The sequence below is a fragment of the Acinetobacter sp. YH12064 genome (assembly GCF_013419735.1).
In the GTDB taxonomy this organism is placed as follows: Bacteria; Pseudomonadota; Gammaproteobacteria; order Pseudomonadales; family Moraxellaceae; genus Acinetobacter; species Acinetobacter amyesii.
Genome location: NZ_VOZP01000005.1, coordinates 1 through 16,205 on the forward strand (window position 1 = coordinate 1; position 16,205 = coordinate 16,205).

General features: G+C 37.7%; 17 protein-coding genes, 1 rRNA gene and 1 riboswitch. Of the genes, 6 read left to right on the plus strand and 12 right to left on the minus strand.

From position 1 onward, the window contains the following. A 5S ribosomal RNA gene (gene rrf / locus FTU13_RS06100) occupies positions 1-93 on the plus strand; the annotation flags it as partial. Between the two features lie 252 nt (positions 94-345). Continuing rightward, entirely contained in the window at positions 346-786 is a 441-nt protein-coding gene (locus FTU13_RS06105; RefSeq protein ID WP_180035693.1) for a hypothetical protein, read from the plus strand. Between the two features lie 11 nt (positions 787-797). Here FTU13_RS06105 and FTU13_RS06110 read toward each other — a convergent pair whose 3' ends face one another. The 10 genes from FTU13_RS06110 to FTU13_RS06155 all read right to left on the minus strand — a co-directional run bounded on the left by FTU13_RS06110 (position 798) and on the right by FTU13_RS06155 (position 9,734). Further along, entirely contained in the window at positions 798-1,229 is a 432-nt protein-coding gene (locus tag FTU13_RS06110; protein ID WP_180127745.1) for a roadblock/LC7 domain-containing protein, read from the minus strand. Positions 1,230-1,239: 10 nt separating this feature from the next. Continuing rightward, positions 1,240-1,776: an ATP/GTP-binding protein gene (locus FTU13_RS06115; RefSeq protein WP_180127743.1), complete on the minus strand. Its 537-nt coding sequence runs from the start codon at positions 1,774-1,776 to the stop codon at positions 1,240-1,242. A 9-nt stretch (positions 1,777-1,785) separates the two neighbouring features. Then, positions 1,786-2,745, minus strand: coding sequence for a hypothetical protein (locus FTU13_RS06120; protein WP_180127741.1), 960 nt, complete (start codon positions 2,743-2,745; stop codon positions 1,786-1,788). Between the two features lie 52 nt (positions 2,746-2,797). Next, positions 2,798-3,157 carry a hypothetical protein gene (locus tag FTU13_RS06125; RefSeq protein WP_078193877.1) on the minus strand — a complete coding sequence of 120 codons (360 nt, stop codon included), beginning with the start codon at positions 3,155-3,157 and terminating at the stop codon, positions 2,798-2,800. A gap of 480 nt (positions 3,158-3,637) precedes the next feature. Beyond that, positions 3,638-4,222 (minus strand): lytic transglycosylase domain-containing protein, encoded by a 585-nt coding sequence (locus FTU13_RS06130; protein ID WP_180127739.1) that lies wholly within the window; start codon positions 4,220-4,222, stop codon positions 3,638-3,640. Positions 4,223-4,564: 342 nt separating this feature from the next. Further along, positions 4,565-5,050, minus strand: a complete 486-nt coding sequence (locus tag FTU13_RS06135; protein WP_078193892.1) for a GNAT family N-acetyltransferase — start codon at positions 5,048-5,050, stop codon at positions 4,565-4,567. An 89-nt stretch (positions 5,051-5,139) separates the two neighbouring features. Then, complete coding sequence (locus FTU13_RS06140) at positions 5,140-6,339, minus strand: acyl-CoA dehydrogenase family protein (RefSeq protein ID WP_180127737.1); 1,200 nt, start codon at positions 6,337-6,339, stop codon at positions 5,140-5,142. Positions 6,340-6,369: 30 nt separating this feature from the next. Then, on the minus strand, positions 6,370-7,656 hold the full coding sequence (locus FTU13_RS06145; protein ID WP_180127755.1) for an acyl-CoA dehydrogenase family protein: 1,287 nt from the start codon (positions 7,654-7,656) through the stop codon (positions 6,370-6,372). A gap of 241 nt (positions 7,657-7,897) precedes the next feature. Beyond that, complete coding sequence (locus FTU13_RS06150) at positions 7,898-9,271, minus strand: AarF/ABC1/UbiB kinase family protein (RefSeq protein WP_180127735.1); 1,374 nt, start codon at positions 9,269-9,271, stop codon at positions 7,898-7,900. Between the two features lie 157 nt (positions 9,272-9,428). Beyond that, entirely contained in the window at positions 9,429-9,734 is a 306-nt protein-coding gene (locus tag FTU13_RS06155; RefSeq protein WP_180127733.1) for a hypothetical protein, read from the minus strand. A 311-nt stretch (positions 9,735-10,045) separates the two neighbouring features. On the opposite strand from FTU13_RS06155, the gene prmB reads away from it, so the two are divergent. The 3 genes from prmB (at position 10,046) to FTU13_RS06170 (ending at position 12,895) form a co-directional block, all read left to right on the plus strand. Continuing rightward, positions 10,046-11,056: a 50S ribosomal protein L3 N(5)-glutamine methyltransferase gene (prmB, locus tag FTU13_RS06160; protein WP_078193871.1), complete on the plus strand. Its 1,011-nt coding sequence runs from the start codon at positions 10,046-10,048 to the stop codon at positions 11,054-11,056. A gap of 13 nt (positions 11,057-11,069) precedes the next feature. Next, positions 11,070-12,164 carry a chorismate synthase gene (gene aroC / locus FTU13_RS06165; RefSeq protein ID WP_168378684.1) on the plus strand — a complete coding sequence of 365 codons (1,095 nt, stop codon included), beginning with the start codon at positions 11,070-11,072 and terminating at the stop codon, positions 12,162-12,164. A 266-nt stretch (positions 12,165-12,430) separates the two neighbouring features. Then, on the plus strand, positions 12,431-12,895 hold the full coding sequence (locus FTU13_RS06170; RefSeq protein ID WP_180127731.1) for an N-acetyltransferase: 465 nt from the start codon (positions 12,431-12,433) through the stop codon (positions 12,893-12,895). Between the two features lie 104 nt (positions 12,896-12,999). Here the strand turns inward: FTU13_RS06170 and FTU13_RS06175 are convergent, their stop codons facing one another. Together FTU13_RS06175 and FTU13_RS06180 are read right to left on the minus strand one after the other, a co-directional pair. After that, positions 13,000-13,527, minus strand: a complete 528-nt coding sequence (locus FTU13_RS06175; protein ID WP_180023579.1) for a hypothetical protein — start codon at positions 13,525-13,527, stop codon at positions 13,000-13,002. 174 nt (positions 13,528-13,701) lie between these two features. Next, positions 13,702-14,475 carry a hypothetical protein gene (locus FTU13_RS06180; protein ID WP_180127729.1) on the minus strand — a complete coding sequence of 258 codons (774 nt, stop codon included), beginning with the start codon at positions 14,473-14,475 and terminating at the stop codon, positions 13,702-13,704. Between the two features lie 229 nt (positions 14,476-14,704). Beyond that, positions 14,705-14,796, plus strand: a riboswitch (glycine riboswitch). A 134-nt stretch (positions 14,797-14,930) separates the two neighbouring features. Here FTU13_RS06180 and FTU13_RS06185 point away from each other — a divergent pair. After that, positions 14,931-16,172, plus strand: a complete 1,242-nt coding sequence (locus FTU13_RS06185; RefSeq protein ID WP_180023581.1) for a D-amino acid dehydrogenase — start codon at positions 14,931-14,933, stop codon at positions 16,170-16,172. Positions 16,173-16,205 lie beyond the last annotated feature (33 nt).

Below are 16,205 nucleotides of genomic sequence, written 5' to 3' on the forward strand. Positions count from 1 at the left end.
AACCACCTGATCCCTTCCCGAACTCAGAAGTGAAACCTCTTAGCGCTGATGGTAGTGTGGGGTTACCCATGTGAGAGTAAGTCATCGCCAGCTCATTATTCGAAACACCCCCTGATATCTCAGGGGGGTGTTTTTTTATGTGCGGGGAAAAAGGGAAAGTTATCAAAATAGAAAATAATAAGAGAAGCAAATTCAAAAAATAAGAAAACGAGAGATATTTAAAGAAAATAAAACTAAAATGCTCAATCCATCTATATCATTTTAAAATCTTTTGCTAATGAAAATGTGTAATAAATCAATATAATAAAATCGTTTATTTCATTAATAATATATAGGGTATTTAAGATGTTTTTAAAAAAATTATTAACTATAGTTTTATTTGCATTTGTTTCTTTAAATACTACAGCTGGTGTGTATCAGGATAAACTAAGTGAATGTTTGGTAAATAAAATTTCAGCAGAAGAGAGTCAGAACTTAACGGCTTGGATTTATTTGGCATTTTCAGCACATCCAGAAATTTCTAAGTATAGTAAAGTGACGTCCGCTGAGATGCAAAAGATTGATAAAAATATGGCAAATTTATTTCAAGATTTATTTACTAAACGTTGTAATGCTGAAATCAAAGCTGTTACAGAAAATGAAGGAACAAATGCTTTGGGTAAAGCATTTGAACTATTGGGGAATCGTGCAGCTGAGAACCTGATGAAAAATCCAGTTGTTGAAAAACGTATTGCATCATTTGCACAATATTTTGATGAAGATAAAATGCGTGAATCGATGAAATAAATTGAATTGGACTAGGTGAATGTATTTGACAGTTGATATTCGCTTAGTTCATTACTCACTCTTTTTAAAGAATATAATAATTGCCCTAATAATACATTTTTTGATGTCAAGACAACTAATATCATAGGGTGCTGAGGGTGAGAGATCGCTGTGAGTAATGCTTTACCATTTTCTGCATCTAATGTAATGGTTTGACAACCGACTAAATTAATTTCATTAGTAAAAGCTTGAACCATTGCTAAGATTGAACTGCTTACAGCTGCAAGTTTTCCAGAATTTTCAATATTTTTCTTTTCTATAGATTTTAATTCAAAACCATCAGTTGAACATAACATCATATATTCAACACCGGACACATCAGAAATTAACTCCTTCATGAGTTTATGTACCTGTTCAATAAGCTGTAGTGGTGCTGAACGTGTTGTACGAATTGCTGTATTCATAATATCTTCATTAGATTGAAAGTTGAACTTCGGCTTTTGCAATAAGTGCTTCTAGAATAAAAAGAATGTCTTTTTTATTTCTAGCATCGATATAAAAAATGGGGTGATGTATCTGTTGTGAATCCTGCCATTCTTTATAAAGTTTGGTGGATTTATACTGCGTACTGTCTAAATGTGTAATCGCGATGATGATGTTTTCATTATTTTCAGAAAAATAATTTAAATAATCATTCAGCTGATGAATTGGATGGTCATGTGTATGATCAATCAAAATAATTGTACCAATCGCGCCGTTACAAATGGTATTCCATATAAAGTTAAATCTTTCTTGGCCAGGTGTACCATATAAACCAAGTTTAGTACCATCGGCGAGAGTAAGTTCACCGTAATCGATTCCAACAGTAGTCAACATTTTTTGATGCGCATTTTGATCAGTATTAAGCGCTTCTGTACTCAGTACAGGAATATCAGAAATACTTTGAATAGCAGTGGTTTTTCCGGCACCCATCGTTCCGGCAAATACGATCTTGTATTGCTGTAAAATCATAATGAAATTTTAGATTCCTAATTTTTTTCGAAGACTACGGAAAAAACTCTGTAGTGGATTTGAAGATTCTTGAGCTGTTTTTTGGCTATGATATACACTCGCCATGGCCGGTATCTCTTCTATGATTTGAGCTATGTGGCATGCAAATAAATAACGATTAATAAAGTTTTGGCTTAAATGTATTTGTTCAGCAATATATTGAGTAGAACTACCTTCCATAAAAAAAGCGGATATTTTCAATAGTGATTGTCGCTCAGCACAATGTATAGGCTGTGGCCAATGCAAAAGTTTATAGTGGCTTGTGTAATTGGGGGGAGTACCATCTACGTAATCCCAAACAAATTGCCATAATCCATGCTGTAAATTTATTGATTCCAACCCATATTTAAAAGCAACAACTGTATTTGTATCTGCTGGAATGAGTGTGATTTCAGAATTTTGTGTGATTTGAATATTTTGTTCTATCCAAAACTCATTGCTTAAGTTATCAATGAGTAAGATTGGTTTTTGATCTAAAAGCAATAGTTGACGTTGATGTTTATTTAAATCTTTAAAAGCCTGTGAGATCTGGAGTGCATTTAATTTAGGTTTTATGTCTTTAACAACAATAGGATTGGAGACATTTACAGGATTAGTATCACGGAACCTTAACGCAACTAAATGCTCTAACCAATGCTCAAAATGATTGGTATTTGTTAGGGGTAAAAACAGGGTATCGTGTTCGATTTGATTTGCTTTCAATTCATTTTTTTTAAGTCTAAGTATGATTAAAGCTTCGTGCCTTATTTTATTTATATTCGGCAGGTCGATAAAGTCATCATTGATTAATAGGACTTGGAGTTTCGAATCTGCAATGTTTGTCCAATGAATAGTAAAAGTTTCAGATAGCTTATTTGAAATAATAGATTTAATGTCATTGATAACATTTAGATTTAAGCCAAAGACAGAAATATATAATGTGCTATTCACGAAATGGTCCAGAAAAACTGGGTTATTTCTGGTGAAATAACCCAACTTTAAATTAAGAAAAATCTAATTCTTTTTCGAAATGTTTAAGTTCATGGCGCGCCATAGCAAGGTTTGATTTACTACGGTCTAAGACGAGGTAAAGAAATAATGCTTCATTTGAGTCAAGTGGGCGGATTAAGTGATATTGTTTACCCAGAGTAATTAGAATGTCTTCAATAGAGTCATTTAAATTCAACGCTTTGGCAACTTTACGCTTTGAGCGTACAACTTCAGTATTACCAGCAGCAGCTAATTCTAAATCGATGTCGTTATTGCCTTGTGTCGCCATAGCAAGGCCACTTTCGCTGTCAACCAAAGCTGCAGCAATAAAACCGTCAATGTCTGTTAAAGCGTTTAAAGATAATTTGGCCATTATTAACCCCAATAAATTATATGTTAATCAGTAATATAGTTTTACTGACCTATATGATATTAGCTAAAAATAATGAATAAACAATGCTAAAAAAATCAGCTGGTTGATTATTGTTAATAATAAATAAAGTAAAAATGGTCTTTAAACGATTCTTGGCTGCTAATAGTTGTAGGATTGTGTAGAATATTTAAACCTTTTATAGAATTGTTGTATATGAAATTCAATTAAGGTTGTTGTTTTATAAGAGTTTTTTTATTAATAGATTTAATGTATTATTTCATTAATTTAATATGCAAAAAAGATTATATAAGATGAAATAAATATTAAAAATATATGCTGTTTGTTTGTTTATTGCTCATTAATATACATCATATAATATTATTCCAAAATCTATATTTGTGATTTAAGTCTATTAAATTCAAGTATTTGTGATATATGTTAAAAGTTCAATCATGGGGTAATAGGATTGAACTTTACTTCTTATAATGCACTTTTTAAATTATTTCGATGTTGTTTCACTTGTTTTGCATAACGTTTGCCTTGTTTTTTCATTTTTCGATTGGTGTTATAAGCGGTAGGTCCGACATTATAGTAGGCTAAAGCTTTTGGCATGCTGCCAGCGGCATTTTTATATTTAGTTAAAATAAATGACCCACAATTAATATTGGTTAATTCGTCATATAAATCCCCAGGGCATATTGCTTGCCAATAACGTGGCATCACCTGAGTTAAACCGACTGCACCTGCAGGTGAACTGACATAAGGGCGGAAAGTTGATTCTTGGCGAATAACAGCAGCCAGTAGTAAAGGATCTAAGTTGTATTGATCAGCAGTTTGCACAATGTAGGGTGACACTCGATTTGCAGTTTCAGGATTGACTGAATAGGCCTTTTGGATCCCTGATGAAAGTTTAACAGCACGTTTTTCTACAGAGCCACCACCGAGTGATGAACATCCAGAAATCAGGGTTACAGATATAATAACAGTTGAAAACTTTAAGCTGTGAGCGCTTAGGAGCGACGAAAGACGAGTTGAAAGGCGAGTTTTATTCAGTACATTCTGCATTTATATTCACTTTAAAATAATCATGGCTAAGTGTAATTTCTAAAGTGATAGTATGAACTGGAGACTCAGAGGTCAATATTTTCTTAAGTTGCTCTATACAGTGTAATTGTAAAAATTGATGGAAATGTACTCAAATTACATGATTGTCTAAGTGAAGAGAGAAAAGCAGATCGTGTTAATTGAGTTAGTATTTCTCTCTTTACATTCTTACTTACTTAAGATTGTGGGTTATTCAAAAGCGGAGATCTTTAATTATAAAAAACTTGAATATCCACTCATTAAATATCTCTATTTGAAAAAGCTCTAAAACCTTTTCAGCGAAATTAATTAAATCTAAGTTTATTAAAGCGTTTTAAGCATCCAAATTTCACATGCTTGGCTATGACCTGTATTGCCCTTGGGAGCTTGTAAGTGTTGAAATCCTACTTTTTCATAGAGTTTCACCGCTTGCCCAAGTGTATGTGTGGTTTCTAAATAACACGCTTTAAAATTATGATCTTTGGCAAATTGAAAACAAAGTTCTAAAATATCTTTGGCTAAACCATGACCACGTAATTCAGGCAAAAAATACATTTTTTGGATTTCTAAAATGCTTGAATCTCCAGCTAAAGGAGAAAGGCCGCCACCACCTAAAATTGTACCGTGTTGATTTTCAATAACCCAATATTGTGCATTTGCTTGTGCATAAACGTGATATAAATCATCTAAAATTGGATCTGCAACGGCAAATCCTGATTCAGGTGCTAATCCAAATTCTTTGGAAACTGTGCGAATGACATTGGCAATGCTTGCATTGTCTTCAAGTTGAAGTGGTCGGATCTGAAACATAATCATCGAAAAACAAAAAGATGGATTGTTTATAGACTGATCCTATAAAAAAATCCATCTTTAAGTTTCAAATTGCTCAAGCAAAGTAATTATTTTAATTCGCTTGAACTTTTACCCAGTTCACGTCGTGCAACGATTAATTGTTGAATTTGCTGTGTTCCTTCAAATATATCAAGGATTTTTGAATCACGTGCCCATTTTTCCAATAATTCATCTTCGTTATAACCAACTGCAGCTGCGAGCTCTACACATTTTAATGTGATTTCATTACCAACACGGCCTGCTTTTGCTTTAGCGATGGATGCTTCACGTGAGTTTGGTTTTTTGTTGTCAGCCATCCATGCAGCTTTGAGCATGAGTAGACGTGCTGCTTCCCAGTCTGCTTCCATACGGTAGATTTGTGCAGCAATATTCGAGCTTTGTAAGATCGGTGTTGAATACTGCTCATCTAATTCACCTTCAAAGATTTCTTTAATTCGCTCTAAAGATGCCTTTGCACAGCCTATAGCCATCGCAGCAACGAGTGGGCGAGTATTATCAAAAGTTTCCATAACCCCAGCAAAACCCTTTGCTACATCAATTTCAGCATTGCCTAATAAGTTTGCAGCAGGGACACGACAATCTACAAAGCTAATGGCAGCAGTATCAGAGGCTTTAATACCCAATTTATGTTCTAGGCGTTCTACAGTCATGCCCGGCGTACCTTTTTCAACAACAAAGGATTTAATCGCTGCACGACCTAAATTTTTATCTAGTGTTGCCCAAACAACTACTGAATCAGCACGTTCGCCCGAGGTGACAAAGATTTTTTCCCCATTGAGAATGTATTCATCGCCATCTTTCGTCGCTGTTGTCCGAATTGCTGCTGAATCAGAGCCGCAATTGGGTTCTGTAATGGCCATAGCGGCCCAAGTTCCTTTTAAGCGTTCGAGTTGATCATCATTAGCTACTGCTGCAATAGCTGAGTTGCCAAGCCCTTGTCGAGGCATACTGAGCAACAGACCTGTATCTCCATAGCACATCTCGATGATACTGAGGGCTGTTGACATATTGACACCGTTTTTATTACCCGTGTCTGTGTCGCCACGTTTATTGACGGCAGCACCTGCATTCATGCCATCACCGCCATCATTCATACCGTCGACGAGGGAAGACAACATGTCTAACTCTTTAGGATAGGCATGTTCGGCTTTGTCATATTTACGTGAAATAGGACGTAGAACATTTAAAGCAACTTCATGGGCTTGGTCGATCAGCAATTTAAATTTTTTCGGATTTTGTAAGTTCATGGACATTTCCTTGTTTTTTATTTTGCTGAATTACGCATGTAAGCCAGATTGAAGAATCGCTGTGGCACGTAAGTCTCGATACCAACGTTCTACGGGATGTTCTTTGGTAAAGCCGTGACCACCTAATATTTGCACGCCATCGGTCCCAATTTTCATTGACTTTTCAGCACATAGCACGCGAGCTAAATAGGCTTCACGATGAAAGGGCTTGCCAGCTTCGGCTAGACTTGCTGCGTTTAGGATGAGCATATGCATGGCATCAATTTCGATTGCCATATCTGCAATCATAAATGCCACACTTTGACGATGTGAAATTGGCTCTCCAAAAGCTGTACGTTCGTTTGCATATTGAATGCAATATTTCTTGACTGCAGTTGCGGTACCAACAGCCATGGCACACCACATTAAATTGCCAAGATCGATAAATGATGTGTAGTTGAAATCTTGATCGCCTAAGCGTTGGGCAGGGGTCTGATCAAATTTTAACGTTACCGTTTCAGTGGCTTTCAAACCCATAGCAGGTGTTTTTTTTGCGCTAATGCTCTGGTCACGTTGCACAATAAAAACTTCAGGCTGCCCATTGAGCATGGCACTCACTAACAGCACATCTGCCTGTTCACCTAAAAGGACTAAGGTTTTCTCCCCACTGATTTTATACTGCTGGCCATCAGCAATCGCGTGAGTTTTAAGTTGATAGGGATTAAATGCCGCTGTTGCCTCTTGAACCGCAAAGCTTGCATGGAGGGCTGAATCATCTGCAAATGCTGCTAAGTAGGTTGCTTGAACAGATTCTGAACCCCATTGGGTGATGGCATTGATACAGCTAAATGTCGACAGTAAACCTGCTGTTAAACTAAAGTCACCTTCAGCTAGTTGTTCAGCAATTAAGATATTGCTAGTGATGTTTTTTTCTGCTGCGACGCCACCCAAATCTTCAGGTAAGGCATAATAATTTAGACCTAGATCTTGGATATGTTGCCATAACGCTTCAGGAAATTTTTCCTCTTGATCGGCTAGATGAGCAAGTGGATACAAGACTTCTGTGGCAAACTGCTGCATCGCATCAGCAGTCATTTGCTGTTCTTCAGTCAGGTTTAAATCAAATAATGATTTTTGTTGATTTGGCAAACGTTGCTTATGCACACCTTTGTTGGTCTGAAATGCTTTTTGTGTCTGGCTCAGGGTTTTAAAACCAGCTTTTGAGCTTTGATACAAAGATTTTTCAACAAATTTGCGCAGTTTAAACTGATCGAGTACATCACTTCCGGCAATTTTAGTTAAAAGTGAGAGCCCAAATCCTTGAGCCTTGTTTACCATATTGGTCATTGTTGTTTTCCATTTGCGTTGTTCTTATTTAATGCTGACATGCCAAAGATAGAAAAACCATGTCATAAATGACATGCATGATTGTCAAAGATAAACGGCAAGATTAGGTGGGGTTTTATAGGTAAATGATTAATTAAGAATAAAAAAGTAAAAAGGCTTAAAAGGATTGTTATTTTGAAATTGACTTGGCTGACATTTGAGTCAGCCAAGTTTTAAGGTCTGTATTGAATGATTATTGATATTTTTGAATCATACGACGAACATTGGTTTTTGCTTCAATGACGGTCATAAAGGTATATGCACCGATAAATTTACGGCTAATAAACATAAACTCTTTAGGTGGAACAGAGAAGTAACGAGATGCCATCGATTTTGACGCTTGTTGCATCACACGGCTATGTAATTGGCTTTTTTTCCAATCATAGCGTTGTTGTTCGTCCATAACACCAGCAGGGATGTCCGGGTTATTTGCAGTGCTACTAAATGCCTCTGTCGCTAACAGAAAGACTTTGGCCATATCGGGTTTAATACTTTGTGGAATACCATCAAAGAACTCATAACCTGTCATCGCTTTGACCATTCGCTCAGAGCTGTGATGGTAACCCGCGGTAATCAAATTACGCGCAACGCCTAATAGATGCTCATCGAACTGACGGATCGCACCAAAGTCGAGGAGAACAATTTTATCTGGCACATCCGCACCATTGCCTAAACGGACCAAATAGTTTCCGAAGTTAGGGTCGGTTTGCATTTCACCCCATTCAAAAATTTCGCGTACGGCAATTTCAAGTGATGCTTCACCTAAGGCATTACGGCGCTCTTGAGGAAGTGACAGCATTACTGGGCTGTTAATCGGTACACCACGTTCAAAGGTCATACACAGTACTTGAGGTGTTGAATAACCTTCAATGATTTGCGGCACGATATAGCGGGGGTCTTCTTTTAAGCGTGCAGCAAAACGGCGAGTGGTATCTGCTTCGATTTTATAATTTACTTCACGATGCATCATTTCACGAACTTCATCAAACCACTGATCAAATTCACGCGTTTGAGGCACCATTCGTGTCAGTTTGAGCATGTTTTTGAATAGATTCATATCCGAATCGATTGCATCTGCCACACCCGGATACTGGATTTTTAAAACCAGTTCTAAACCATCAGATTTGCGTTTTGCACGGTGAACTTGTGCCAAAGATGCTGTACCAAGTGGCTCATGATCAATCACGAGATCATCAAGCTTTGAGCCAAGTTGATTTTGTAATTGGACTTTGATGGCTGGCCATGCCAATGCAACTGTTTGATTGTTCAGCGTGTTGAGGGCTTGGGTGATTTCTTCAGGCAGAAAATGTTCACCATACAACGCCATCATTTGCCCAATTTTTACAATTGAACCTTTTAATTTACCAATTTCTGCGACGAGATATTCAGCCTGATCTTTCATGGCTTTTTTACGCTTTTTCTCTTTTTCTTCTTCACTCGAAAAAATAGAAGTGGCGTTTGATGCTGCCCAACGAGTTCCCGCAAGTAGCGATGCCTTTGCGATAGATAAGCGTCGATCCATAGAAGACGTTTTCAAGTGTTTGAGCTTATCGTTCTGATCTGACATGTAAATTAAATCCTTTAATCAGCAATTCGCAGAAAAATACATTGTAGCTAATTTTAACGTTTCTTAACGTATTAAAATAGTTCAACTTACTGAATATGCAGTAAGCATTTGCAAACTTAAGCAAGATGCCACGTAGACAGGCACATTGGAAATAAAACTATAAACGATATTTGATTTTTACCGTATCGTTTTGCATCAATGCGGCTTTATGTTTTTCAATATGTTGATGAATAAGATGTTGGACAGATTCGTCTTTAAATCCGGCAGCATAACCTTTGACAATAATAATGCTCGGTAAGCTAAAAAATAGGGTACGTGCGTTTTCTAGACTCGGATCAGGGAAAACTTGATGTTCGATCAGTAGTTGCTGAAAAAATGCCTTTTCGGTTTGCACGTTTAAAGACTGAGTGTCTTCCCAATAGCTCTGACGCATAGCCATGAGGTTATTGTGCTTATAGCTCATTGGAGCCCCGCATTTAAAATTTAACTGTTTGTATGGGGATGATTTTATAAAATTAAAGCTTGGGATCAAGTACAAATTGCTAAACATTTGAGCTTGAATTGGTTTTTATTCGTAATTTTCATCTATTTGGTTTTATAGCATGCTGAAGAAAAGCCTAAAGTACAAATTTCATTTCAGCGAATGTATCTGACCTATATATGCAGGTTATGAAATGCTTGCAAGCGGTGAATAATGCCGTATTTTTATTATAAATAGCATCAAAACAAGGTATCATAGGGCGTTTAAAAAATTATGAACTGGAGACGCCTTAAGTGGATCGACCGACTATTAGCCCTGAACATTTACAGGAAGCAGCTGAAAACCTATCTACAATTCGTGATTATATCCGCTTTGGGGTAACAGCTTTACGTCAATATGATGCCCACTTAGGACAAGGTACAGAAGACTATTTTGCTGAAAGCTCAGCATTGGTTTTACAAACGTTATCTCTAGATTGGAATGCAGATGCGGAAATCTTAGATGCGAAATTATTGCCAAGTGAAGTTGCAGAATTTTTAGCATTGTTAGAACGTCGTATTAATGAAAAAGTTCCGACGTCTTATTTACTAAACTTGTCATATTTCTTTGGTAAGCCATTTTATGTCGATGAACGTGTACTGATTCCACGTTCTCCAATTGCAGAGTTAATTGAAAACCGTTTTGCGCCATATTGCTTAGGTGAAAATGGCGAAATGGGTGCTGCGGTTAATAATCTACCTGAAAATGCCAATCCAAAAACTCCTCAGCGCATTTTAGATATGTGTACGGGTTCAGGTTGTATCGCGATTGCTTTAGCTTATGCATTCCCAGATGCTGAAGTTGATGCAACAGATTTATCTAAAGATGCACTTGAAGTGGCGCAAATTAACTGTGAACACCACAATAAACAATATCAAGTGGCTTTACTCGAGTCTGATTTATTCGCCAAAATTCCAGCAGAAAATCAATATGATTTGATCGTGTCGAATCCGCCATATGTGGATGCTGAAGACATGGCAGATTTACCAGAAGAATTCCACCATGAACCTGAAATGGCGCTTGCTGCGGGTCAAGATGGTTTGGATCTTGTCCGTAAAATGTTGGCACAAGCTGCAGATTACCTGACTGAAGATGGCTTAATTGTGATCGAAGTGGGTAACTCAGAATGGGCAATGCGTCAAAACTTCAATACCGTTGATTTTTACTGGTTACAGTTCCAAAAAGGCGGTACAGGTATCTTTGCATTGACTGCTGCTCAATGCCGCGAATACCGAGATTTATTCATTCAATCTGTTCAAGCATAAGGAGTCGTTTGACATGGCAGGTAATAGTATAGGGCAACTCTTCCGTGTAACGACTTGTGGTGAATCTCATGGCGTTGGTCTGATGGCCATTGTGGATGGGGTTCCACCGGGTATTGAACTGACTGAAGCCGATTTGCAAAAGGATCTGGATCGTCGTAAGCCGGGAACATCTAAGTTTGCAACTCAGCGTAAAGAACCCGATGAAGTTGAAATTATTTCAGGCGTATTTGAAGGCAAAACGACCGGTACATCGATTGGTCTATTGATCCGTAACACAGATCAAAAATCAAAAGATTATGGCAACATCGCGCAAACCTTCCGTCCGGGTCATGCAGACTATACATATACACATAAGTATGGTTTCCGTGATTATCGTGGTGGTGGTCGCTCGAGTGCTCGTGAAACTGCGATGCGTGTTGCTGCGGGTGCGATTGCTAAAAAATTCTTGTTTGAGAAATTCGGCATCGAAATTCGTGGTCATGTAACCCAAATTGGTACCGAAAAAGCAGAGAAATTGGACTGGAATGAAGTTCCAAATAACCCATTTTTCTGTGGTGATGCAGATGCTGTCCCACGTTTTGAAGCTCTCGTAACTTCACTTCGTGAACAAGGAACGAGCTGTGGCGCCAAACTGGAAATTATTGCGACGCAAGTACCAGTTGGTTGGGGCGAGCCTGTATTTGATCGTTTAGATGCAGATATTGCACATGCTATGATGTCCATCAATGCCGTAAAAGGTGTGGAAATTGGTGATGGCTTTGGTGTTGCTGAGCAGTTTGGTCATGAAACCCGTGATGAGTTAACTACGGATGGTTTCTTGGCAAACCATGCAGGCGGCATTTTGGGTGGTATTTCGAGTGGTCAAGACATTCGTGTTGCGATCGCCTTGAAACCAACAGCTTCCATTACTACGCCGGGTAAAACCATTACGATTAATCGTGAAGATACAGATGTGTTGACCAAAGGTCGCCATGATCCTTGTGTTGGTGTTCGTGCAACACCAATTGCAGAGGCGATGTTAGCAATTGTGCTCATGGATCACTTCATGCGTAACCGTGCACAAAATGCGGATGTAGTTGCACCATTTGCCCCAATTGAACCCAAGTGAGGAAACAAAGCGCTGCTTTGTTCCGAACGCGGTTTGGTGAGTAACGTTAGAGAGTCATAGAGGATAAATAACAAAGCACTGCTTTTTGTTCCGATGCGGTTAGTGAATAGCGTTAGCAAGTCACACTGATGAGCACATTGCTTTAAAAAAACCAGACAATTGTCTGGTTTTTTATTTCAGTAAAATAGGCCTATGAAAATAAATAGCTAAAAAATATAAATATAAGACATGCTTTACTTGGTGATATTCAGCAGCTTGAAAGCTTAATGAATACAGCCTATCGGGAAAATTATCCTAAGAGCTGGACCACGGAACATCATATTGTTCGAGGAAATCGAATAAATGTGTCTCAACTCAGTCAACTCTTACAAAAAAGGGATTTTCATTTATATGTGATTGAGTCGGTACATGCGCAGATCAAGGGGTGTATTTGTATTCAAATGCAGGGGATGAGCTGTGAAATTGGTCATTTTGCAATTCATCCAGATAAGCAAGCTCAGGGCTTTGGAAAAAAATTATTGCAATTTGCAGAACAGCAAGCGATGTTGATGGAACCCAATGTTGAAGAATTTGTCATGTATGTGATTGATCGGCGTTTAGAATTAATAAAATATTATCAACGACGTGGCTATAACATAACAGATGAAAATCAAGCCTATCCTCTTCATCTAGAGGTGGGTCAACCGATATATGAACTGACAATTAAACAATTAATTAAACGAATAAAATAAAGATCATGTGATGTATTTGATCAATTTATAAAGCGAGATGAATAAAAAATCCCAAAAGAAAACATACACTAACTTTTGGTATTTTTATTTTAGACTATTTGAGCTTAAGAATAAGCACGTAAAAATAGTCGATAGGCATCTGAAGATTTTTGGTTTTTTAACATATAGTGTGCGATTTCACCTTGGTTGGTATTCATTATCACAGCAATATTTTTTGCGTCCCGAAATTGTTTAAGCACAGCATCTGGGATCATCACGGTATTAGAAGAATCAATCACATTTGAATTATCTAAGCGACGATAATTTGTTTGACCAATTGCAGGATAAGACAAAACTTTGCCGTCAATCACAAAAGATATTTCACTCATATCAAGCTGCTGTTGATCATAAGAATGCAGTGAAAGTGCATACTCACCTTTGTTTTTTTGCCAATCAATTGCAAGTTCAGGACATTTTTGCCCAGCTTCACATAGTAACTGACCCCGAGTAATGGTTCGTTGGATCACTTTGCTGTTTTCAACGGTATTCACACCATTTAGCTTCAAGGTTCTTGTTTCAGGTTTATTTTTAGGTACGGTAATACAACCTGTGAGTAGTAGGAGTGTAAATCCTAGAACTAAATAATTTTTCATGTGTTGTTCCATGTTAGTGTTATTTTTATGAGCAATATTTATTTTGGCGCATATTCACGCAGAAAAACAAAAAACTAAAATACATCACAATTTTCTAGTTTTGTTCGAGCACTGCTTTGATATAAGTAGTGGATATTCAAATAAATAATATTTTTCAGTGATGTTAAGCGAACTTCATAGAAATTTAGATATCTTAAGCAAAATCTGTGATTTCGCGCTATCAACCTGCTCGGGATTGGTTTGTCGAGATAATTGTTCACGTGGTTTTTCACCTAAAAAATATTTGATCCGTTCGGCATTTGCACCTGATGGATGGGGAAGTCCAGCTAAAATCTGTTGATCATTTAAATAGCCTAAGCTGCTTACATAATTTAAAACCTCATCTACACCTTTGCCTAGCGGGATATAAATTGCGTTAGGAAGCTGTTGGACCATAGGAATAAAATAATCATTAATATGTTGTTTTAATAATTCATTTTTTAGCATTGCGGGTGTTGAGCCAGCATAATTTTTTCCATTGACCAAAATGCATTGCTGTAAAACCGAGCACATTTGCACTATATCTTGATGATTGCTAAATAGCTCAGCAGTGGTCTGTATGCCTAATTGATTGTGTAATCGAATATGATCTAGCAGTTGAGTTAAATTTTTACGAATAGGGCCGCTAAAAGCACCACTATTCTTGGCAAGTTTAAGAATGTTTTCCTCAGATAAATGCTGCTCTAAGCCGTCCTTCGCTGCAATTAATGCATTACGCCATTGTTGTTGGCCTGGGCAGATGCCGACAACGACCACTTTTGCATCATGATTTATGGCCTCAAATGGTGTATAAAAACTTTGAATAGTTCCCAGAGTCTTAAGAAGGAGTAAATCACTTTGGGTTAATTCTTCAATAGAATGTGTTTTTATCAAAGATGCAAAGCGAGAGAAAAGCGTAGAATCCGACATAAAACTTCAATCTTTCTAGTTATAAATTTCATTTAATATTTTAAACCTTTATTTTAAAGATGAAGTATTTAGGTGTAGAAAAAAATGATTTTAAATTTATAGACTAACAACTTAAATTGATAAAAAATAATATTTAACAATATTGACCCAAATAGGACTTGAGATTTGGTACAAATATTGCTCATATCTAACTAAGGCAATACCAAGATGAATGCCGAATAAAAACGAATGGATGATTGCAGGAGAGAAGCACAGATCGTGCTCGCCGAAGGAGCAAGTTCCCCCCAGGAAACTCTCAGGCAAAAGGACTGTAATCATATAAAAAATCTGGAGAGAAGTAGGCCGGATCTACTCACCGAAGGGGAAGGTTCACATTGCTTCGCAAGGAACCAAAGCTCTCAGGTACCAATGACAGATGGGGCGAGCATAGGAAATATAATTTCCAAGGAGCCTATATGTGTCATATTGTTGTGATTGGTGCAGGTATTACTGGGGTAACGACAGCTTACGAACTCGGATTACTCGGCTATCGTGTCACTGTGGTCGATAAACATCTTTATCCTGCAATGGAAACGTCGTTTGCCAATGGTGGACAATTATCAGCCTGTAATGCTGAAGTCTGGAACCAAAAAGCAACGGTAGTGAAAGGCATCAAATGGATGTCACAAAAAACCGCGCCATTATTATTAAATCCAAGTTTTAATCTACACAAATATTCATGGCTCTTTGAGTTTATGGGACATATTAAAGATTATCGTGAAAATACTCACGAAACCGTCCGTCTCGCATTGATGGCACGTCAGCGTTTATTTGAAATTGCTGAGCATGAAAACTTACAGTTTGATTTAGAAAAACGCGGCATTTTACATTTCTTTCATAATCAACATGATTATGAGGTAGCGACTCAAGTTAATAATATGCTCTGTGAGGGTGGCTTAGAGCGTCATCCTGTGACATTAGCTGAAATCCGTGATATCGAGCCTAGTCTGACAGGTGAATACTATGGTGGTTTTTATTGTCCGGGGGATGCCACGGGCGACATCCATAAATTTACGACGCAGCTTGCTAAAGCAACAGAACGCTTTGAAGTGAAATATATGTGGGGTTTTGAGGTGACTGACTTTGAACATCATGCAAAAGGTGTCAATGTTCAGTTAAAAGCCAGTGATGAAAATATGGAACATCCTGATGCTGATACCATACTTGAAGCAGATGCCGTGGTGGTCTGTGGTGGCGTAGGTAGTTATGAACTTGCGCACAAACTCGGTGATCGCGTAAATGTGTATCCAGTCAAAGGATATTCAATCACCATTAATTTAAATGATGAACAAAGTCAGGCCAATGCGCCTTGGGTAAGTTTGTTGGATGAAAGTGCCAAAATTGTGACTTCACGCTTAGGTGCGAATCGACTCCGTGTTGCAGGCACGGCAGAGTTTAATGGCTATAACCGAGATATTCGTGCCGATCGCATTCAGCCTTTAATTGATTGGTCGAATCGCAACTTTAATCTATCAACTGAACATGTAGTGCCGTGGGCGGGTTTACGACCAATGATGCCCAATATGATGCCTGTGGTACATGCTGGTAAGCGAGATCATATTTTCTATAATACTGGGCATGGTCACCTTGGATGGACCTTATCTGCGGCAACAGCTGCAATGATCAGCCAGCAAGTGCAGCAAACACATCCGATTTAACTGACATATTGTAGACATCAAAAAAGCCTCAAT